The sequence below is a fragment of the Nonomuraea sp. NPDC050153 genome (assembly GCF_044460125.1).
Lineage (GTDB): Bacteria > Actinomycetota > Actinomycetes > Streptosporangiales > Streptosporangiaceae > Nonomuraea.
This window is the reverse complement of record NZ_JBITJQ010000025.1, coordinates 108,372-127,226: the sequence shown is the minus strand read 5'-3', so window position 1 is coordinate 127,226 and position 18,855 is coordinate 108,372. Positions and strand designations below refer to the sequence as shown.

Below are 18,855 nucleotides of genomic sequence, written 5' to 3'. Positions count from 1 at the left end.
CTGCGGCTACCTTTCCAGGACGAGGGCCAGGCCCTGGCCGACACCGATGCAGAGGGACGCGAGCCCGGTGCCGGACCCGGCCGCGGCGAGCCGGTGGGCCAGGGTGCCGGCGATGCGGGCGCCGGAGGCCCCGAGCGGGTGGCCCAGGGCGATGGCGCCGCCGTCGGGGTTGACGATGGCGGGGTCGAGGTCGGGCAGCTCGGCCAGGCAGCCGAGCACCTGCGCGGCGAACGCCTCGTTCAGCTCGGCGCTCGCCAGGTCGCCGAACCCCTTGCCCGCCCTGGCCAGGGCCTTGCGCGAGGCTTCGACCGGGCCGAGCCCGAAGTGGCGGGGTTGCAGGGCACTGGCCGCGCCGGCGACGATCCTGGCCAGGGGCTCGCGGCCGCGCAGCCCCGCCTCGTCGGTCAGCAGCAGGGCCGCCGCGCCGTCGTTGAGCGGTGAGGAGTTGCCGGCCGTAACCGTGCCGCCGTCCTTCCTGAACACCGGTCTGAGCCGGGCCAGCGCCTCCGGCGAGGTGTCCTCGCGGATGCCCTCGTCCCGGGTCAGGCCCCCGATGGGGACGATCTCGCGCTCGAACGACGCCTTGGCCGCCTTCTGGTGGCTGGCCAGCGCGTACGCGTCCTGCTCGGCCCTGGCGATGCCGTGCAGGTCGGCGATCAGCTCGGCGCCCTCGCCCAGGGGCACGGTGTGCTCGGCGGGCATCCTCGGGTTGACCAGCCGCCAGCCGAGCGTGGTGGAGACCAGCTCCTGGCCGCCGGCCGGGAAGGCCCTGTCCGGCTTGGGCAGCACCCACGGGGCGCGGGTCATCGACTCCACGCCGCCGGCGATCACCGTGGAGGCGTCGCCGAGGGCGATCATGCGGTACGCCTGGATGACGGCCTCCATGCCGGAGCCGCACAGCCGGTTCACGGTCACGCCCGGGGTGGTCACGGGCAGGCCGGCGAGCAGCGCGGCCATGCGGGCGACGTTGCGGTTCTCCTCGCCCGCGCCGTTGGCGTTGCCGAGGATCACCTCGTCGGGGGCTTCTACGTCGTTGCGCTCGGCGACGGCCTTGACGACGTGGGCGGCCAGGTCGTCGGGGCGGATGCCGGACAGCGCCCCGCCGTGGCGGCCGAAGGGCGTGCGGACGGCGTCCACGATGTAGACGGTGGAGACGGTGTTCATACGGCTACCTCCGCTTCGGTGCGGTCGCGCAGTTCGGCCACGCTCACTCCGGGCGCGGTCTCGACCAGCCTCAGCCCCGCCCCGGTGACGTCGAGGACGCCCAGGTCGGTGATGATCCGGTGCACGCACGCCTTCCCCGTGAGGGGCAGCGAGCACTCCTTGACGATCTTCGGCGTGCCGTCCTTGGCGAGGTGATCCATGATCACGATGACCCGGCCCGCGCCGTGGACCAGGTCCATCGCCCCGCCCATGCCCTTGACCAGCCTGCCGGGCACCATCCAGTTCGCCAGGTCGCCCTTCGCCGAGACCTGCATCGCGCCCAGCACCGCCACGTCGATGTGCCCGCCCCGGATCATCCCGAACGACAGCGACGAGTCGAAGAACGACGCGCCCGCCAGCACGGTCACGGTCTCCTTGCCGGCGTTGATCAGGTCGGGGTCCAGCCCGTCGGGGGCGGGGTAGGGGCCGACGCCGAGGATGCCGTTCTCGGAGTGCAGGATCACGTCCACCTCGGGCGGCAGGAACGACGGGATGCGGGTGGGCAGCCCGATGCCGAGGTTGACGTAGTCGCCGTCGCGCAGCTCGGCCGCCGCCCGCGCGACCATCTCGTCCCTGGTCCAGCTCATGAGGTGGTGGTCCCTTCCCGTGCCGGAGGCGCGGAAACAGTGCGCCGTTCTATGCCCTTGTCGGCGGCCTGCTCGGGGGTCAGGACCAGGACCCGCTGGACGAACACGCCGGGCAGGTGCACCTCGTCCGGCTCCAGCTCGGTCAGCTCCTCGATCTCGGCGACCGTGACCCGGCCGGCCATCGCGGCGAGGGGGTTGAAGTTGCGGGCGGACTTGTTGAAGACCAGGTTGCCGTGCCGGTCCCCCTTGGCGGCCCGCACCAGCGCGAAGTCCGTGGTGATGCTGTGCTCCAGCACGTACGCGCGGCCGTCGAACTCGCGGACCTCCTTCGGCGGCGAGGCCACCGCGATCGAGCCGTCCGGGTTGTGGCGCAGCGGCAGGCCGCCGTCGGCGACCGGCGTGCCGACCCCGGCCGGGGTGTAGAAGGCGGGGATGCCGGCGCCGCCCGCGCGCAGCCGCTCGGCCAGGCTGCCCTGCGGGGTCAGCTCGACCTCCAGCTCCCCGGCGAGGTACTGGCGGGCGAACTCCTTGTTGTCGCCGATGTAGGAGGCGGTCACGCGGGCGATGCGGCCGGCCGCCAGCAGGACGCCCAGGCCGCCGCCGTCCACTCCGCAGTTGTTCGACACCACGCCGATCCCCCTCACACCGGTGTTGTAGAGGGCCTGGATCAGGACGTTGGGGATGCCGCTGAGCCCGAAGCCGCCGACCGCGAACGACGCGCCGTCCGACACGCCGGCCAGCGCCTCCTCCGCGGTCGTGACCACCTTGTCTCTCCGCACGACGCTCCATCCGTAAGGGAGTGTTCGCATAGTGAACATTAGTTCACTATTGTGCTGTCGAGTATGCGTACGCGACCGTGCTCGTGTCAAAGTGCCTTGATGGAGCGGAGGAGGGCCGGATGGAGCCAGCAGGGACCCTGGAACGCGGCCTGGCCGTGCTGCGGGCGCTGACGGCGGATCCAGCCGGAGGGCCGGACGGGCGCTCGCGCTCCGCGCGGATGCGCGCCACCGACCTCGTGCGCGCCACCGGGCTGGCCAGGTCCACGGTCGACCGCGTGCTGGCCACCCTGGTCCACCTCGGCCACGTCCGCGCCGAGGGGCGCGACCTGCTGCCCGCGCCGCGCCTGATGGAGCTGGGCGAGGCGTACCTCGCCTGCGGCGGCCTGCGCGACCCCCTCGCGCCGCCGGCCCAGCAGCTCGCGGAGGAGCTGGACGAGTCCGTGTCGCTGGCCGTCGGTGACGGTGACGGGGTGCGCTTCATCGGCCAGTTCACCCGCAGGCGCACCATGTCGATCGCCTTCCGGGTGGGCGACCTGCTGCCCGCCGACCGCTGCGCGGCGGGCCTGGCCCTGGGCGACCCCGCCGCGCCGTGGGCCGAGGACGACCAGCTCATCGAGCCGGGCCTGGTCGCGGTCGCGATGCCCGTACGCGACCCGGGGCGGCAGGCGGTCTGCGCGGTCAGCGTCGTCAGCCACACCAGCCGGCACACCGCCGCCAGCCTGCGCGATTACGCGCTCCCCCGGCTGCGCGAGACGGTCGCGGCCATGGAGGCGGCCCTGACCGAGCCGGCGACCCGGCCTCCGCTGGTCGCCAGCACAGACCTTTCACGTACCGCGAAGGACGAGCTGGGCAGCGGATATCTGCAGTCGCTGGCCCGCGGCCTGGCCGTGCTGGTGTCGCTCGGCTCGGCCCGCGGCGGGCTGAGCCTGGCCGACGCCGCCAAGACCACGGGGCTCCCGCGCGCCACCGTGCGGCGCTCGCTGCAGGTGCTGACCCGGCTGGGCTACGTGGCCTGCCACGACTCCCGCTTCGCCGTGCTGCCCAAGGTGATGGAGCTGGGCTACGCCGCCCTGTCGGAGCGCACCTTCGGCGAGGTCGTCCAGCCGCACCTGGCCGACCTGGTGGCCCGCGTCCACGAGTCGGCCTCGGTCGGGGTGCTGTCGGGCGACGACGTCCTGTACGTGGCCCGCGTGCCCACCGTGAGCATCATGACCGTCAACATCACGGTCGGCACCCGCTTCCCCGCGTACGCCACCTCGATGGGGCGGGTGCTCCTGGCCGACCAGCCCGAGGAACGGCTGGCCGCCGTCGCGCCCGAGCCGCTGACCCGCCACACCATCACGGCGCCGGACCGGCTGCGGGCGGCCGTCCGGCAGGCCGCCAGGGACGGCTACGCGCTGGTGGACCAGGAGTTGGAGGAGGGGGTCCGGTCGATCGCCGTGCCAGTCCTGGGGCGGGACGGGCGGGTGGTCGCGGCCGTCAACGTCGCCACCCACGCCAGCCGGGCCACCCGCGCCGACCTGCTCCGCGACGTGCTGCCCGCCCTGACCGAGACGGCCGCCAGGATGTCGGCCGACCTCCGGCACGTCCCCGCCGCGCCGTGAGCGGCAGCGCCGGCCACGCTCGATGCCCTCGCCGCGGCGCCGTGAGCGGCAGCCTCAGCCGCGCTCGGCGCGCTCGCCGCGGACGATCCGGTAGAGCCCGTACGCGGCCTCGATCACGCCGAGCACCATCATGACCACGCCGACCTTCGACGGGGTGAACACGACGATCTCGATGTCGAGCCCGAACAGCCACAGCGCCAGCCCGATGACGAAGACCACCAGTCCGGTGAGGAACGTCTTGCGGGCGGGAGTCATGGGAACCTCTTTCGATCAGAGCCGTTTCCCGCAACGCTAGCGACGGCCCTGACCGCAGGTCTTCCTGCCCGCTGAGGAGATCGGGGTACATCTTTCGGGTGACGCGGCGCGGCGGCCCGTTCCTCCCGCCGCCGCGCACCGCGCGATCGTCACCCGCGAACGCCCGTCGCCCCTCGGGCCGGCGAGATCAGGCCGTACATGACCAGGGCGCAGAGCGCGATCGCGATCACCGACCAGAGGGGGAAGGCCACCATGAAGGCGAAGTGGCCGATCATCGCGAGCCCCGCCAGGGCGACCCCGGCCCAGCGGGCCCACATCATCCCGGCCAGCACGCCGAGCCCCACCGCGAACTGCAGGACGCCGATCACCAGCCAGACCCAGCCCCATGCGGTGTAGTTCCACACCAGCAGGTGGCCGCCGGGCGTGACGAAGAAGTACGTCTTGAACAGGGCTATGACGCCTTCGATGATGTTGAAGATCCCCAACACCAGCGAGAGTGTGCCGGCGAATCCGAGCCAGCCCGAATAGCCACCACCATGGAACGCGAACGGTGACGTCGAGGTCGTCATGATCGTCTCCTTCCCGGCGAGTCGAGACACCGGGCCTCGTCTGCACCCATGCCCGAAATGCCTAAAGGCAAAATCCCGCCGGGCAAAGCTATGCCCGCATATCAGCAAAGAGCGGCACCATTCGCCCCCGCTCTTTTCCCGATTTTTTAGGAAAATGGGGATTCGCTTGGCCGACGCCACCGCGTGAGAAGCGACAAAGTGCGAGGGATACCCTCACCGAATAATCTGGGAGTGGAGGCTCGGTCACCGGCGGCGCGGTGATCCGAGCGCCGGAGCCGCTGGAGCATTGATGACCACAACCGCACCGAACGTTTCCTGCCACCTTCCGGCCGAGCTCAACAGCTTCATCGGCCGGCGGCACGAAATCGCCGAGGTCAAGCGGCTGCTGTCCGATGCCCGGCTGGTGACGCTGATCGGCGTCGGCGGCGTCGGCAAGACCCGCCTGGCCCTGCGCGTCGGGTTCGACCTGCGGCGCAGCTGTCCCGACGGCGTGTGGCTGGTCGAGCTCGCCGCGCTGGAGAGCCCGGAATTGCTGGTGCAGACGGTGATGGAATCCCTGGAAATCCAGGACCGTTCCGTACGCCCGCCCATCGAGGTGCTCACGGACCATCTGCGTGACAAGAAACTGCTCCTCATCCTGGACAACTGCGAGCACCTGCTGGACGAATGCGCCGCGGTGGCCGAGACGCTCATGCGCGCCGCGCCCGGTCTGCGGATCCTGGCCACCAGCAGGCAGCCGCTCGGCGTCGTGGGCGAGCAGATGATGGCCGTTCCGCCGCTGCCCATGCCGGATTTCGACATTTCGCGGTCGTCCACGGATTCGCTGAAACAGTTCGACGCGATCCGGCTGTTCGCCGACCGGTCCCAGTCCGTGCTGCCGGGGTTCGAGGTCACCGACGCCAACCAGGACAGCGTGGCGCGGATCGTGCGGCGGCTGGACGGCATCCCGCTGGCGATCGAACTGGCCGCCGTCCGGCTGCGGGCGATCTCCGTGGAGCAGTTGCTGGCCCGGCTGGACGACCGGTTCCGGCTGCTCACGATGGGGGCCCGGACCGCGCTGCCACGCCAGCAGACGCTGCGGGCGCTGATCGACTGGAGCTACGCCCTCTGCACCGAGCAGGAGCGGCTGCTCTGGGCCCGGCTTTCGGTGTTCTCCGGCGGTCTGGACCTGGAGGCGGCCGAGCACGTGTGCACCGGCGACGGCATCGACCCCGACGAGATCGTCGACCTGGTGGTCGGCCTGGTGGGCAAGTCGGTGCTGGCCCGCGAGGGCGACCAGACCACGGTGCGCTACCGGCTGCTGGAGACGATCCGCCAGTACGGCCGTGACCGGCTGCGCGAGTCGGGCGAGGAGGCGGAGCTGAGGGCCAGGCACCGCGACTGGTTCCAGAACCTCGCGAACCGCGGGCAGCGGCAGTGGTTCGGCCCCGACCAGGTGGCCTGGTTCAAGCGGCTGCGCGCCGAGCACGGCAACATCCGCACGGCGCTCGACTACTGCCTCACGACGCCGGGCGAGGCGGAGCGCGGCCTGGCCATCGCCACGGCGCTGCGGTTCTACTGGATCGGGAGCGGCTCGCTGCGGGAGCCGCGCGACTGGCTCGACCGCCTGCTCGCGGCGGACCCGGCGGCAGGGCCCGCGACGGGCCCGGCACCCGGTCAGGCGGCAGGGCCTGCGGCAGGCCCAGCGGCGGGCCCAGCAGTGGGCTCTGCGGCGGGTGGCGAGCCGACGATCGCCCGTGCCAACGCCCTGTGCGTCAACGCGCGGCTGGCGGTCCTGCAGAGCGACTTCGCGCTGGCGGCGGACATGCTCACGGAGGTCCGCGAGCTGGCGAAGAAGCTCGACGACGCGGCGATCCTCGCCGAGATCTCCTACGTCTCCGGCCTCGCGACCCTGATCCAGCGCGACCTCACCGGCGCGGCGGCCCTGCTGGAGGAGGCGGTGGCGGGCTACCGCGAGGTGGACGCGCAGATGGGGGTGGTGAACACGCTGCTGTACCTGGCCACCGCCTACTCGCTCCTCGGCCGTTCCGACGAGGCCGTCGCGCGCTTCAAGGAGGGCCTGGAGATCTGCGTGGGCCGCGAGGACCACTGGTTCACGTCATACACGCTGTGGGTGTACGGGATCGAGATCTGGCGGCAGGGCGACGTGGCGCGGGCGGTCGAGATGGAGCGCGAGGCCATCCGGCTCAAGGAGCCCTTCGACGACCGGCTGGGCACCGCCCTGTGCGTCGAGGCGCTGGCGTGCATGGCCGCCGACGGCACGCCCGAGCGCTCCGCCGTGCTGTTCGGGGCCTCGCAGGAGCGCTGGCGGTCGTTCGGCGCGCCCCCGTTCGGCTATCTGTTGGGCCTGCACGAAGCCTCCGAGACGCTGGCGCGCGAACGACTGGGCGAGGAGGAGTTCGAGGCCGCCTTCCGCCGGGGCACCGAGCTCACCCCGGCCGACGCGCTCGCGTACGCGATGTGCCAGAGCGTGAAGCCGGCCAAGCCGGCCAAGCCGGCGGCCGCGGCGGCCCAGGCCTCGCCGCTCACCCGGCGAGAGATGGAGATCGCCCGGCTCGTCGCCCAGGGCATGACCAACAAGGCCATCGCCTCCGCGCTGGTGATCGCCCAGCGCACGGCGGAGGGTCACGTCGAGCACATCCTGACCAAGCTCGGGTTCAACTCGCGGGCCCAGATCGCGGCCTGGGTCGGCGAGCAGGGCCACAACCTTCCCGGGAGCGCCCCATGACGTCCGGCGCCGGCGTTCTGACCGACAAGTCCACCTTTGTTGGGCGAACGCGGGAGCTGTCCACGGTGCGGAAGCTGCTGGGCAAGTCCCGGCTGCTCACCCTGACGGGCGCGGGCGGCGTCGGCAAGACCCGGCTGGCGCTCAGGGCGGCGGAGCTACTGCGGGCGGCGTACCAGGACGGGGTGGAGGTGGTCGAGCTGGCCACCCTGGAGACGGGCGACCTGCTGGAGTCGGAGGTCGCCACGGCGCTGGGGCTGCGCGACGTGCGCCGCGACCTCATGGGCGTGCTGGTGGACTACCTGTCCGGCAGGCGGATGCTGCTGGTCCTGGACAACTGCGAGCACCTGAGCGCGGTCTGCGCCCGGTTCGTGGAGCGGCTGCTGCAATCCGCGCCCCGGGTGCAGGTCCTGGCGACCAGCAGGCAGACGCTGCGGGTCTCCGGCGAGCAGGTGCTGATGGTCGCTCCCTTGCCCACCCCTGATTGCGAGCACACGGTCCGGGAAGTCGGCCGGCACGACTCCGTCCGGCTGTTCGTGGAGCGCGCGGCGGGCGCCGTGCCCGGCTTCCGGCTGAACGCGCGCAACGTGGCGCCCGTGGCGCAGCTGGTCCGGCGCCTGGAGGGCATCCCGCTGGCGATCGAGCTGGCCGCGGTCCGGCTGCGCTCCATGCCGCTCGAACGCCTGGCGCGGGAGCTGGAGGAGCGGTTCGACGTGCTGGCCGCGAAGACTCCCGCCGCCCTGCCCCGCCACCAGACGATGCGCGCGACCATGGAGTGGAGCTTCCGCCTCTGCTCGGCCGGGGAGCGGCGGCTGTGGGCGCGGCTGGGGATGTTCCCCTCCGGGGCCGACCTGGAGACCGCCGAGGCGGTGTGCTCCGGCGACGGCATCGACCGGTTCGACGTGCTCGATCACCTGTCCGGGCTGGTGGACAAGTCGGTCCTGATCAGGGACGGCTCCAGATATCGCATGCCGGAGCCCCTGCGCGCGTACGGCTGCGAGCAGCTGCCGTCCTCCGAGGCGCGGCGGATGCGCCGGCGCTACGTCGAGCACTACCGGGACCTGGTGGCGGAGCACCGGGTCGACCGGATGGTGCCCGAGCAGCTGGACCGGTATCTGCTCCTGCAGCGGGAGCTGCCCAACATCCGCGTCGCCCTCGAGATGTGCCTGAGCGAGCCGGCCCTGGCTCCTGTGGAGCTGGCCGCCGCGACGGCGATGTGGTGCTTCTGGCTCCTGACCGGCTCGTTCACCGAGGGTCGCTACTGGCTGGGGCGCGGCCTGGAACTGGTGCCGGAGGGTGACCGGTGCCGTGCGATGGCGACCTGGGCCGACTGCCTGCTCGCCCTGCGCCAGGGCCAGGCCGTGACCGTCAGGCGGCGGCTGGCGGAATTCGTCGCCCGCGCTCGCCGGGAGGGCGATGAGCTGCTCATGGCGCGTGGCATCCGCAGCTCGGGCGTCGCGGCGTTCCTCACCGGCGACGCAGAGCGCGGCCTGGCGCTGATGCGGGAGTCCCTCGCCCGCCACGAGGCCATGGACGACATCGACGGCGTCATGTTCAACCTCTACGTCGGGGCCGCGTACGGCTCGAACGAGGTTCCCCGCCAGGCCGCCGAGTTCGGCGAGCGGCTCCTGGCCCTGTGCGAGAGCCGGCACGCCCTGGTCTTCCGCGCGTACGCGCAGCTCGCGCTCGGCGTCGCGTACTGGAATCTGGGCGACCGCCCGCGTGCCGAGGCGTTGCTGACGGCGGCCACCGAGTTCACCGGGGGGATCAACGACCGGTGGTGCCTCACCCAGTGCCTGGAGGTGCTGGCGTGGCTCGCGGGCGCGCGGGGCGAGCACGAACGGGCCGCCGAGCTGCTGGGGGCGGCGCACGTGATGTGGCAGGCGGTGGGCACCTCGCCGGAGTGGATGAGCTACCACGCGAGCTGGCACAGGCTCTGCACCGAGCAGGCCCGCGCGGCGCTGGGGCGGTCGGCGTTCGCGACCGCGTTCCGCCAGGGATCGCGGCTCGGGCCGCGGCGCTCCGTGAGCTACGCGGTGAGCGGCTCGCTATCGCGGCGGAGGGGCCAGGGCGCCGGAGCCCCCGTCACGACGGGCGCAGGAGGCCGGCGGCCACCGCTGACAGGCGCGTCTCCAACCGGGTGACGATGGCGGGCGCCCCGGCCGTGTCGATCCGGCAGCAGTAGAGGAAGCGTACGAGGGGCTCCTCGGCGATGGGGCGGGCCACGACGCCGGCCACCGGGTCCGTGAGCGCCAGCGCGGGCAGCACGGCGATGCCGAGCCCGTGGGCGACGAGCCGCAGCACCGTCCTGAAGTCGTCGCCGACGAAGGCGAGCCGCGCCCGCGGGCCGGCGGAGCGGGCCGGCTCGGCGAGGGGGCCGAGCCGGGTGCCGGTGACGGGGGTGCCGATCCACGGCTCGTCGGCCAGGTCTGCCAGGCTCAGCGACGCCCGCCCCGCCAGGGCGTGGCCGGCGGGGAGCACGACCATGACCGGGTCGCGGCCGATCAGCGAACGCCGCAGGCCCGGTGGCGGCGGCAGGGGGAACCAGTCGTAGTCGAAGGTGACCGCGAGGTCGATGTCGCCGCGGAGCAGCCGCTGGTAGCTGTCCTCGGTCTCGTGCTGGCTCAGCGTGACGCGCACGCCCGGGCAGGCGCGGCGGAACGCGGCCAGGGCCGGAGGGACGATGCCGGCGGCCGCGGAGACGAAGGCGCCCAGCCGTACCTCGCCCGACAGCCCGGCGTCCAGGGCCTCCAGCTCCGTGCGGGCCCGGGTCATCGCCGCCCGGACCGCCCCTTCGGCCCGCAGGAGGACGGCGCCGGCGGCGGTGGGGCGCACGGGACGGCGGTCGAGGAGGCGCAGGCCCGCCCGCCGTTCGAGGTCGGCGATCTGCTGGGAGACGGCCCCCTGCGTGTAGCCGAGCTCCTCGGCGGCCGCCGCGAACGAGCCGAGCCTGACGACCGCCTCCAGCGTGGCGAGGAGGCGGGGCTCCAGTTGTCCGGGCACGAACATTAGCGTACCTAATGTTGGCCTTAGCAGACTTTGCTGGTGCTTATCCGCAGGCTGGTGGAGCATGGGAGACACGCCGCCGGAAGAAGGGTTTCCCACCATGGATCTCGCCGCCCTCGACGCGCTGGTCGATCGGCTGCCGCGCAAGCGGATCGGCTTCTACCCGACGCCTTTCCACCGCCTGGACAATCTGTCGGCCGCCTACGGGGCCGGCTTCTTCCTCAAGCGGGAGGACCTGGCGGGGCCGGGCACCATCAGCGGGAGCAAGACCCGGCTGGCCGAGTTCGTCATCGGCCAGGCCCTGGCGGACGGCGTCACGCACATCATCACGCAGGGCGTCTACCTGACGAACTCCGGGATGCAGTTCGCCGCGGCCTGCCGGGCCGCCGGGCTCACGCCGATCCTCTTCCTCACCCGGGACGAAGGACGCCACGGGGAGCTCGCGGAGTATCGCGGGAACCTGCTGCTGAGCAAGATCATGGACGTGGAGACGCACTACATGCCCACCCGGGGCGGCGCCTACTGGGACACGCCCGACGAGCAGCAGCGCATCGTCGACGCGATGAACGCCCGCCAGGCCGAGCTCGCGGCGCGGGGGCACCGGGCGCTGATCGTGCCCACCGGCGGCGCCCACCCTTACGGCTTCGTCGCGCACACGCTGACGTTCACGGAGATGATCCAGCAGGCCGGGGCGTCCGGGGTCCGGCTCGACTACCTCTACCACACCGCGGGCACGGGCACGGCGCTGCCGGGGCTGATCGCGGCGAAGCTGATGACGGGGAGCCCGGTCGTCATCCGCTCCATCGCGATCTGCGACTACCGGCCCGGGAACTGGATCAACGTCGAGGTGATCGTCGACCGCGTGAAGCACATCCTCAAGCTGCTGGAGGTCGCGGTCCCCGCCGACGAGGTCATCCGCGCCGAGATCGACGTCGACGAGCGGTTCATCGGCGAGGACTACGCGGTGCCCTCGCCGGAGGGCGTGGCCGCCATCAAGGAGCTCGCCAGGTCGGACGGGGTGTTCATCGGCCCCGTCTACACGGGCAAGGGCTTCGCGGGGCTCCTCGACCACGTGCGCACGGGGCGGGTCGAGCCGGGCCGGAACGTGGCGTTCCTGCACACCGGGGACACCGCCAACCTGTTCGAGATCCCCCAGGTCGTCGGCGACGTGGCCGGCACCCGGTCTCCGTAAGCCCCCTGGGGATCAGGAACGCGGCGACAGGCGGAAGACGCGCAGCTCGCGGCCGGAGCGCTCGGTGTAGCCCTGGTACAGCGGCCAGAAGCGGGTGAGCGCCTGCCAGGCCTGCTCGCGGTCGGCACCGGCCAGCAGGGCAGCCGTGACGGGGATGACGCGCCCGCGGAACCTCACGCTGGCCTGCGGGGTCTTGAGCAGGTTGCCGCTCCAGGCGGGGTGGTGCTCCCTGCCGAAGTTGCTGCCGACCACGAGGAACGTGCCGCCCTCCTCGGGCAGGCAGGCCAGCGGGCTCTCGCGGAGCTGCCCGGACTTGCTGCCGGTCGTGGTGAGCAGCAGGTGGGGGATCATCTGGTCCCCCATGAGCACGCGGCCGCCCGTCATCCGGTTGACGAAACGATCAAGAGGCGGCACGATCTTGGGCGCGACCCGGGCGAACCCCCTCGTGCCGGCGAGCCACTGGAAGAACGGGCGCAGCGCGCTGCTGACGCGTGCCATGAACCCGCCGCTGGACTGCTGCTGCTCGACCACGGTGACCTCGTGTCCTCGTTGCGCTGCCGACGGGGGCCAAGGATACTTCCCAACCAAGCGATTGGTCTACTCGGCCCCGCCGTCGGCGCGGGCCGGGCGGTCGATCCGGTAGACGTAGTGGGCGGGCCCGTGGATCGGGTTGTCCGGCTCCAGCTCGCCTTCGGCCACCCGGCGCAGCCCGGCCTTCTCCAGCGCCCGCCACGACGCGCGGTTGGCCGCCGAGACGGGGACCAGCACGCAGGACGCGCCGGGGATCTCCTCCCAGATCCGCTCGATCACCGCGCCGATCATCTCCGGCCCCAGCCCCCGGCCGACCTGGGCGGGATCGCCGATGAGGTAGTCGATGCTCACCGCGCCGTCGGGCACGGGGGTGACCCCCTCCAGCTCGGCCAGGTAGGCGGGGTAGTCGGCGTACCGGGACCGCTGGACCAGCCCGAGCGGCCGGCCGTCGAGGAACACCAGCAGGTCCTCCGACGGCTCCTCCCCGCGGGCGGCGGGGCCGAAGTCGCGGGCCACCGCCTCCATCGAGGTCTCGTGGTTCCACCACAGCGCCACGTGCGGCTGCTCCAGCCACGTACGCAGCAGGGGGAAGTCCTCCTGGCCGAGCCGACGCCATGTGATCATCAGAACGCTCCGGGGGTGTGCTGCCGGCGGTAATAGCGGGCCTGGCGGTCGCGGTGCCCGCACGAGGGGTGGCACCAGCGCCGGCGCGAGTGGTGCTGGACGAAGAACAGGGAGCAGCCGGGGCCCTGGCAGCGCCGTACCCGGCCCGCCTGGGGACCGGTCAACAGCTCGACGCAGCAGGTGGCGATGCTCCCGAGCACGGCGGCGGCGCCGGTGACGGTGCCGGCCCGGCGCGAGGCCGGCGCGCCGCGGCTCCAGTCGAGCCGGAGGTACGTCGGCGCCGCCGCCGTGAAGCCGTTGACCCGCTCGACCAGCGCCGCGTCGGGAGCGCGTCCCTCGACGGCGGCCGACAGCAGGGCGTGCACGCAGTCGCGCAGCAGCCGCACCCGGCCCGCGTGCGGCCCCATGGGGACCGTCGCCCCGTGCCGCCCGGAGACCAGGGCGAACCACTCGCCGACCCGCCGGGCGTCGGCCAGGAAGTCGATCCGCGCCTCGCCCGTGCCGTACAGCGTGTTGGCCAGCTCCACCGCGAGAGGTTCCGTCCCGAGGATCGGGAACTCGGCATCCGTCACGATGCTGACGCTAACAAATTATTGCAACCGTCAGCATCTGAATTAAATAGGGGTGGGCAACTCCCCGTACGGGTTCTAGCTTGGCGGCCGTGGAGGCATGCACAGGCAGGACCGGGCGGCGGCCGGGGACCTCGACCACCAGGACAGAGATCGTCTCGGCGGCGGCCAGGGCCTTCAGCGCCCGCGGCTACGAAGCCACCAGCATGCGCCAGGTGGCCGCGAACGCCGGCGTGGACCCGGCGCTCGTCCGCCGCTTCTTCGGCGGCAAGGAGCAGTTGTTCAGCGCGGTCGTGACGGCGGCGTTCCAGCCCGAGCGGGCCGTGGTCACGCTCCTGGACGGGCCGCGCGGGTCGCTCGGGGAGCGGCTGGCCGGATACGTCCTCGGCCTGCTCGGCGCGGTCGACCAGCCGGGCCCGGTGCTGGGCCTGATGCGCTCGGCCGCCACGAGCGCGCACGCGGCGGCCCTGATCAGGAAGTTCCTCGCGAACGGCCTGCTCGGCGAGGTCACCGGGAAGCTCGGCGTGGACCGTCCCGAGCTGCGCGCGGCGCTCGCGGCCAGCCAGCTCGTGGGGCTGGTCATCACCCGCTACGCCGTACGGGTGGACGCGCTGGCCACGTCCGGGGCCGACGAGCTCATCGCATGGGTGGCACCGACGCTCCAGCGCTACCTCACCGGCCCCGCCCCGTGATCGCCCTTGAGGACGGGCGATCCCGCGACTCATCCGCCCGGGCTCAGCGGGGTGGCCCCGTGGCTCAGCCGTCGCGGCTCATCGGGGTGACGCCGAGGGCGAGGAGCAGGTAGTGACGCTGGCGCAGGGTGAGGTCCCCGATGCTGGCGCCGCTGCCGATCCTGCCCCTCCGCAGCACGCGGGTGATCTCGGTGGCGCTGCGCCCCGGCAGCGCCCGCAGCACCGTCTCCACGTCGGCGCCGATGGTGGCCAGGTCGGTGCGCGACAGCAGGGCCTCCAGGCCGAGCCGCCCGGCCGCGACGGCGGCGCGCAGCTCGCCGGCCGTCATCGGCTCCGGCCCGGGCGACGGCTTGGGCCGGGGCGACGGCGTACGCGGCTGCGGGATGGACGGCTTGCCCGCCAGGCGGGCGGCGGCGACGGGTACGGCCGGGGCGGGCAGTTCGTCGACCAGCATGGTCTGGGCGATGACGAGCAGCCCGCCCACGGCCAGCACGCCCGTGGCCACGACGACGACCTGACGGCGCGCCAGCCGGCCGCTGGCGCGGGCCATCTGCAACCCGACCAGCGCGGTACGCAGCAGCACGCCGGTGAGCACGCCCAGCAGGATCGGCACGCTCTGCGGCGGCAGCGGCGCCACGCTGGCCAGCAGGACCCCGGCCGCCGGGCTGAGGCAGGCCAGCGCCAGCCAGGGCACCAGCGGTTTGCGGGCCAGGTCGAGCATGGCCGTCAGGGCCAGCCCTTCACCGGCCGAGTGGATCATGAGCGCGGCCACGACGATGATCGAGGCGGCCAGCACCAGGGTGGCGCCCTCGATCATGCGGTGCAGGCTCAGCGCGACGGCGGTGCCCACTCCCCCGTACACGGCGGCGTTGACGGCCTGCTCGACCCGCCTGTGCATGCCGGGCGCGTGCCGGGCGCGCCGCCCCACCTCGTGCGGGTGCGCGCACCCGTGGCGGGTGAAGTGCGTGATGACGGCATACCCGAACAACCCGGCCAGCGCCACCAGCCACACCGGAACGTGCGTCGCGACGGCCTCCCGCCAGGCGTCGGGCATCACGTCGGTCAGGGCGGTGATGAGCATGAGCGCCGAGGCGACGGCCAGCCAGACGCTGATCCGGTCGGCCTTGCGCTGCGCCAGGTGGGCGCCGGCCAGCGTGGACAGCGCCACCAGGCCCACGGCGGCCCACACCGTCCAGACCGGCATGGCGGCGCCCAGGGCCGCGTCGTGCGCCGGCGACTGCAGTACCGGCCCCCCGATCGGCAAGGACATGTGACGGCCTTTCTGGCGAGAGTGCGGAGATCGATCACTGGGCCGCGAGGGGGCCGGTGCGCGCGCCGTGGGCGGGCGTGGAGACGTCCTCCAGGACGGTGCGCAGCCGGCCCAGCTGGGTGTGCAGGCTGTCCTGCAGCCGCCGGCCGTGGTCGGTGAGAACCGTGTCGAACTGGTTCAGCTGCTCCTCGATGGCCTCCTGGTAGGCCAGGCGGGCGGTCCGGGTCAGCGCCTCGGCCGCGGCGGCGGCGTCGAGTCGCAGCCGCTCGGCTTCGGCGCGGGCCTCGGTCAGGATCCGGCGTGCCTCCTGCCGGGCGATCTCAACGGTCTCGCGCGCGCTCTCCTCCGCGGCGGCCAGCGTGTCGGCCGGGGCCGGGACGGCCGCGGCGAGACGTTCGCGCAGGTGGGCGTTGTCCTGCCAGAGCAGGCTGATCGTGGTCTCCACGGTGGACAGGAACGTGTCCACCTCGGCCAGGTCGTAGCCGGCCCGCAACCGGACCACGCTGAAGACCTGGTGGTGCACGGCGGTGGGAGTCAGCAGGGTGAGCTGTCCCGGGCCGGCGGCCTGGGCCGGCACGGTGACGAAGCCGTCGCCGTCGGCGGCGTGGCCGTCCGGGATCGGGAGGCCGTAGACGTGGTCTTCGTGCTCGATGTGCATGACGGAGTTTCACCGAACCTTTCACCGTCAGCGCTGGAACGGCCGGGCGCGCCCGCGCCGGTCCCGGGGCATGGAGGGGTGCCCCGGATCGGGGGGAACCGGTGCGAAACCTTGACCGTCCAACCAGGCAACTTATACGCACAGTAGTTGACACGTTACCGTGCGATTAAACATGGGCCCAGACGCTCACAGGTAAAGGCCGCCCCGGACCGCCAGATGTGACCAGGGCCACACCGCCTGCCTGTCCCCCGGCGCCGTCCCCGTCCGTCCTCCCGCCGAGCAACCGGCTACGAGGAGGGTCCAAGGACATGGGCAAGCTGATCGTCATCGAGTTCGTCACCCTCGACCTGGTCGTCGAGGACCCGGACGGGGCCGACGGGACGCCGTGGGGAGGCTGGGCCTTCCGGTACGGGCCCGAGGCGGTGGCCGGCGACAAGTTCGCGCTGGGCGAGGTGCTGGACACCGGGGTCATGCTGCTGGGCCGCGCCACCTGGCGGCGCTTCTCGCGCATCTGGCCCGGCAGGGACGACGAGTTCTCCCGGAAGATGAACGCCATCCCCAAGCTCGTCGCCTCCCGATCGGCGGAAGGCGTCGAGGCGTGGAGCAACTCCGCCTTCCTGCGGGGCGACCTGGTCAAGGAGGCGGCCGAGCGCAAACGGGAGCGGGATATCGTGGTCGCCGGCAGCGGCAGCGTCGTCGCCGCGCTGGGGGCGCACGACCTGGTCGACCAGTACCGACTGCTGGTGTTCCCGACCGTGGTGGGCCAGGGCCGCCGCCTGTTCGACCGGCCCCTCGGCCTGGCTCTCGAGTCCGCCGAACGCGTGGGCCCGGCCGTCCGCCTCACCTACGGCCGCGACGCGGCGGCGTGAAGGAGACCACCGTGAAATACGCGCTGCTGATCAACGAGCGTCCCGGGGCGTACGACGGGCTGACCGCCGGCGAGCGAGCGGCCATCACCGCCGAGTACGTCGAGCTGATGCGGGACGAGCGCATGATCTCGGGCGAGCGGCTCCAGCCGGCCGGAACCGCGACCACCGTCCGGGTCCAGGGCGGCCGGACGCTGGTCACCGACGGGCCGTTCGCCGACACCAAGGAGATCTTCGGCGGGTTCTACATCGTCGAGGCCGCCGACCTCGACGACGCGCTGGAGCTCGCCGCCCGCGTCCCCGCCGCCCGCCTCGGCGGATCGGTCGAGGTGCGACCGCTGGTGGAGCGGTAGCCGGTGCTGGAAGAGATCTTCCGCGACCAGTGGGCCCGCGTGTTCGCAGCGCTGGTGAGCTACACCGGCGACATCGACGTCGCCGAGGAGGCCGCCCAGGAGGCGTTCGCGGTCGCGGCCGAGCGCTGGGCCCGCGACGGGGTCCCGGACAACCCCGGGGCCTGGCTCGTGGTGACCGGGCGCCATCGGGCGATCGACCGCCTTCGCCGGGATCGTACCCATGCGGAGAAGATCCGCCTGCTGGACCGGCCGGAGCCGGAAGAGGAGGTGACGATGGACGAGTCGGCGGTCCCCGACGAACGACTCGAACTGTTCTTCATGTGCTGCCATCCCGCGCTGGCGAACGAGGCCCAGGTCGCGCTCACCCTGCGCGCCCTGGGCGGTCTGTCCACCCCGGAGATCGCCCGTGCGTTCCTGGTGAACGAGGAGACGATGAAGCGGCGGCTCTCCCGGGCGCGCGACAAGATCCGGGCGGCCGGGATCCCGTTCGGGATCCCCCGGGAGCACCTGCTGCCCGCCCGCCTGGAGGCGGTGCTCTCCGTGCTCTACCTCATCTTCAACCAGGGGTACGGCGACGGCCGCGCCGACCTGGCGGCCGAGGCCGTCCGGCTGACCCGGGTCCTCGTCGAGCTCGTGCCCGGCGAGCCGGAGGCCGTCGGGCTGCTGGCGCTGATGCTGCTGCACGACTCGCGGCGCGCCGCCCGGGTCCGTGACGGCGAGATCGTCCTGCTGCACGAGCAAGATCGCGGCCTGTGGGACGCGGCCCGGATCGAGGAGGGGCAGGCGCTGCTCGACCGCGCCCTCGCGCTCGGCGCCCGCGGCGCCTACGCGGTGCAGGCGGCCATCGCGGCGTTGCAGACCGAGGAGCGGATCGACTGGCCGGCCGTGGCCGCCCTCTACGACCGGCTGCGCGAGCTGACGGGCTCGGCGGTGGTCGAGCTGAACCGCGCGGTGGCGGTGGCCGAGGTGGAGGGGCCGCGGGCGGCGCTGGCGATCGTGGACGCGCTCGATCTCGGCGGCTACCGCTACTTCCACTCCACCCGGGCCGAACTGCTGCGCCGCCTGGACGACACCGCGGGGGCGCGGGCCGCGTACCGGAAGGCGCTCGAACTGGCCACCACCGAGGCCGAGCGCCGCTTCCTCACCCGCCGCCTCGGCGAGCTCTGACCTCTTGTCCCAGGTCACCGACCCGTCAGCCATCCGAGTCGCCGGAGTTCGCGGTCATGCCGCCCGTCTTCGCCACCGGGTTCCTGGTGGGGTTGATCGAGTGGACGTGCGTTCAGGCCGGCAGGGGCACCCACGAACGCGCCACCGTTCCCCCCTCGCAGACGGCTGGGTCAGGGGTTTGGGGGCGGGGAGATGATGTCGAGGT

Annotated in this window: 19 protein-coding genes; 8 read left to right on the top strand and 11 right to left on the bottom strand. The window is 72.8% G+C overall.

Annotation, left to right across the window (positions count from 1 at the left end):
- Positions 1-6 precede the first annotated feature (6 nt).
- From ACIBQ1_RS42380 to ACIBQ1_RS42370, 3 genes are read right to left on the bottom strand one after another with little or no spacing between them, the layout of a single operon-like run.
- The gene (locus ACIBQ1_RS42380; RefSeq protein ID WP_397286176.1) at positions 7-1,164 is read right to left on the bottom strand and encodes a thiolase family protein; all 1,158 of its coding nucleotides are present in this window, start codon (positions 1,162-1,164) and stop codon (positions 7-9) included.
- A complete protein-coding gene (locus tag ACIBQ1_RS42375) occupies positions 1,161-1,790 on the bottom strand; it encodes a CoA transferase subunit B (RefSeq protein WP_397286174.1) in 630 nt (209 codons plus the stop codon). The genes ACIBQ1_RS42380 and ACIBQ1_RS42375 overlap by 4 nt, the downstream gene beginning before the upstream one ends.
- The gene (locus tag ACIBQ1_RS42370) at positions 1,787-2,569 is read right to left on the bottom strand and encodes a CoA transferase subunit A (RefSeq protein ID WP_397286172.1); all 783 of its coding nucleotides are present in this window, start codon (positions 2,567-2,569) and stop codon (positions 1,787-1,789) included. The genes ACIBQ1_RS42375 and ACIBQ1_RS42370 overlap by 4 nt, the downstream gene beginning before the upstream one ends.
- Before the next feature lie 119 nt (positions 2,570-2,688).
- Here ACIBQ1_RS42370 and ACIBQ1_RS42365 point away from each other — a divergent pair, with 119 nt between their 5' ends.
- A complete protein-coding gene (locus ACIBQ1_RS42365; protein WP_397286170.1) occupies positions 2,689-4,173 on the top strand; it encodes an IclR family transcriptional regulator C-terminal domain-containing protein in 1,485 nt (494 codons plus the stop codon).
- A gap of 54 nt (positions 4,174-4,227) precedes the next feature.
- On the opposite strand, the gene ACIBQ1_RS42360 is transcribed toward ACIBQ1_RS42365, so the two are convergent.
- Both ACIBQ1_RS42360 and ACIBQ1_RS42355 read right to left on the bottom strand, forming a co-directional pair.
- The gene (locus ACIBQ1_RS42360; RefSeq protein ID WP_397286168.1) at positions 4,228-4,428 is read right to left on the bottom strand and encodes a DUF5708 family protein; all 201 of its coding nucleotides are present in this window, start codon (positions 4,426-4,428) and stop codon (positions 4,228-4,230) included.
- A gap of 149 nt (positions 4,429-4,577) precedes the next feature.
- Positions 4,578-4,997: a hypothetical protein gene (locus ACIBQ1_RS42355; protein WP_355368969.1), complete on the bottom strand. Its 420-nt coding sequence runs from the start codon at positions 4,995-4,997 to the stop codon at positions 4,578-4,580.
- 289 nt (positions 4,998-5,286) lie between these two features.
- Here ACIBQ1_RS42355 and ACIBQ1_RS42350 point away from each other — a divergent pair, with 289 nt between their 5' ends.
- Positions 5,287-7,725, top strand: coding sequence for a LuxR C-terminal-related transcriptional regulator (locus tag ACIBQ1_RS42350; protein ID WP_397286166.1), 2,439 nt, complete (start codon positions 5,287-5,289; stop codon positions 7,723-7,725).
- Complete coding sequence (locus tag ACIBQ1_RS42345; protein WP_397286164.1) at positions 7,722-9,866, top strand: ATP-binding protein; 2,145 nt, start codon at positions 7,722-7,724, stop codon at positions 9,864-9,866. Before ACIBQ1_RS42350 ends, ACIBQ1_RS42345 begins: the two co-directional genes overlap by 4 nt.
- On the opposite strand, the gene ACIBQ1_RS42340 is transcribed toward ACIBQ1_RS42345, so the two are convergent.
- Positions 9,808-10,725 (bottom strand): LysR family transcriptional regulator, encoded by a 918-nt coding sequence (locus ACIBQ1_RS42340; protein ID WP_397286162.1) that lies wholly within the window; start codon positions 10,723-10,725, stop codon positions 9,808-9,810. The genes ACIBQ1_RS42345 and ACIBQ1_RS42340 overlap by 59 nt on opposite strands.
- A 103-nt stretch (positions 10,726-10,828) precedes the next feature.
- On the opposite strand from ACIBQ1_RS42340, the gene ACIBQ1_RS42335 reads away from it, so the two are divergent.
- On the top strand, positions 10,829-11,920 hold the full coding sequence (locus tag ACIBQ1_RS42335; protein ID WP_397286161.1) for a 1-aminocyclopropane-1-carboxylate deaminase/D-cysteine desulfhydrase: 1,092 nt from the start codon (positions 10,829-10,831) through the stop codon (positions 11,918-11,920).
- A 12-nt stretch (positions 11,921-11,932) separates the two neighbouring features.
- Here the strand turns inward: ACIBQ1_RS42335 and ACIBQ1_RS42330 are convergent, their stop codons facing one another.
- The 3 genes from ACIBQ1_RS42330 to ACIBQ1_RS42320 all read right to left on the bottom strand — a co-directional run bounded on the left by ACIBQ1_RS42330 (position 11,933) and on the right by ACIBQ1_RS42320 (position 13,647).
- Positions 11,933-12,451 (bottom strand): nitroreductase family deazaflavin-dependent oxidoreductase, encoded by a 519-nt coding sequence (locus tag ACIBQ1_RS42330; protein ID WP_397286159.1) that lies wholly within the window; start codon positions 12,449-12,451, stop codon positions 11,933-11,935.
- A gap of 66 nt (positions 12,452-12,517) precedes the next feature.
- Positions 12,518-13,075: a GNAT family N-acetyltransferase gene (locus ACIBQ1_RS42325; protein WP_397286157.1), complete on the bottom strand. Its 558-nt coding sequence runs from the start codon at positions 13,073-13,075 to the stop codon at positions 12,518-12,520.
- Positions 13,075-13,647, bottom strand: a complete 573-nt coding sequence (locus tag ACIBQ1_RS42320; RefSeq protein WP_397286155.1) for a CGNR zinc finger domain-containing protein — start codon at positions 13,645-13,647, stop codon at positions 13,075-13,077. The genes ACIBQ1_RS42325 and ACIBQ1_RS42320 overlap by 1 nt, the downstream gene beginning before the upstream one ends.
- A gap of 89 nt (positions 13,648-13,736) precedes the next feature.
- On the opposite strand from ACIBQ1_RS42320, the gene ACIBQ1_RS42315 reads away from it, so the two are divergent.
- A complete protein-coding gene (locus tag ACIBQ1_RS42315; RefSeq protein WP_397286153.1) occupies positions 13,737-14,336 on the top strand; it encodes a TetR family transcriptional regulator in 600 nt (199 codons plus the stop codon).
- A 64-nt stretch (positions 14,337-14,400) separates the two neighbouring features.
- Here the strand turns inward: ACIBQ1_RS42315 and ACIBQ1_RS42310 are convergent, their stop codons facing one another.
- Both ACIBQ1_RS42310 and ACIBQ1_RS42305 read right to left on the bottom strand, forming a co-directional pair.
- Positions 14,401-15,606, bottom strand: coding sequence for a hypothetical protein (locus ACIBQ1_RS42310; RefSeq protein ID WP_397286151.1), 1,206 nt, complete (start codon positions 15,604-15,606; stop codon positions 14,401-14,403).
- 34 nt (positions 15,607-15,640) lie between these two features.
- A complete protein-coding gene (locus tag ACIBQ1_RS42305; protein WP_397286150.1) occupies positions 15,641-16,264 on the bottom strand; it encodes a DivIVA domain-containing protein in 624 nt (207 codons plus the stop codon).
- 308 nt (positions 16,265-16,572) lie between these two features.
- On the opposite strand from ACIBQ1_RS42305, the gene ACIBQ1_RS42300 reads away from it, so the two are divergent.
- From ACIBQ1_RS42300 to ACIBQ1_RS42290, 3 genes are read left to right on the top strand one after another with little or no spacing between them, the layout of a single operon-like run.
- The gene (locus ACIBQ1_RS42300; protein WP_397286148.1) at positions 16,573-17,133 is read left to right on the top strand and encodes a dihydrofolate reductase family protein; all 561 of its coding nucleotides are present in this window, start codon (positions 16,573-16,575) and stop codon (positions 17,131-17,133) included.
- Positions 17,134-17,144: 11 nt separating this feature from the next.
- Entirely contained in the window at positions 17,145-17,483 is a 339-nt protein-coding gene (locus ACIBQ1_RS42295) for a YciI family protein (protein ID WP_397286146.1), read from the top strand.
- Between the two features lie 3 nt (positions 17,484-17,486).
- Positions 17,487-18,650 carry an RNA polymerase sigma factor gene (locus ACIBQ1_RS42290; RefSeq protein ID WP_397286144.1) on the top strand — a complete coding sequence of 388 codons (1,164 nt, stop codon included), beginning with the start codon at positions 17,487-17,489 and terminating at the stop codon, positions 18,648-18,650.
- Positions 18,651-18,855: the final 205 nt, after the last annotated feature.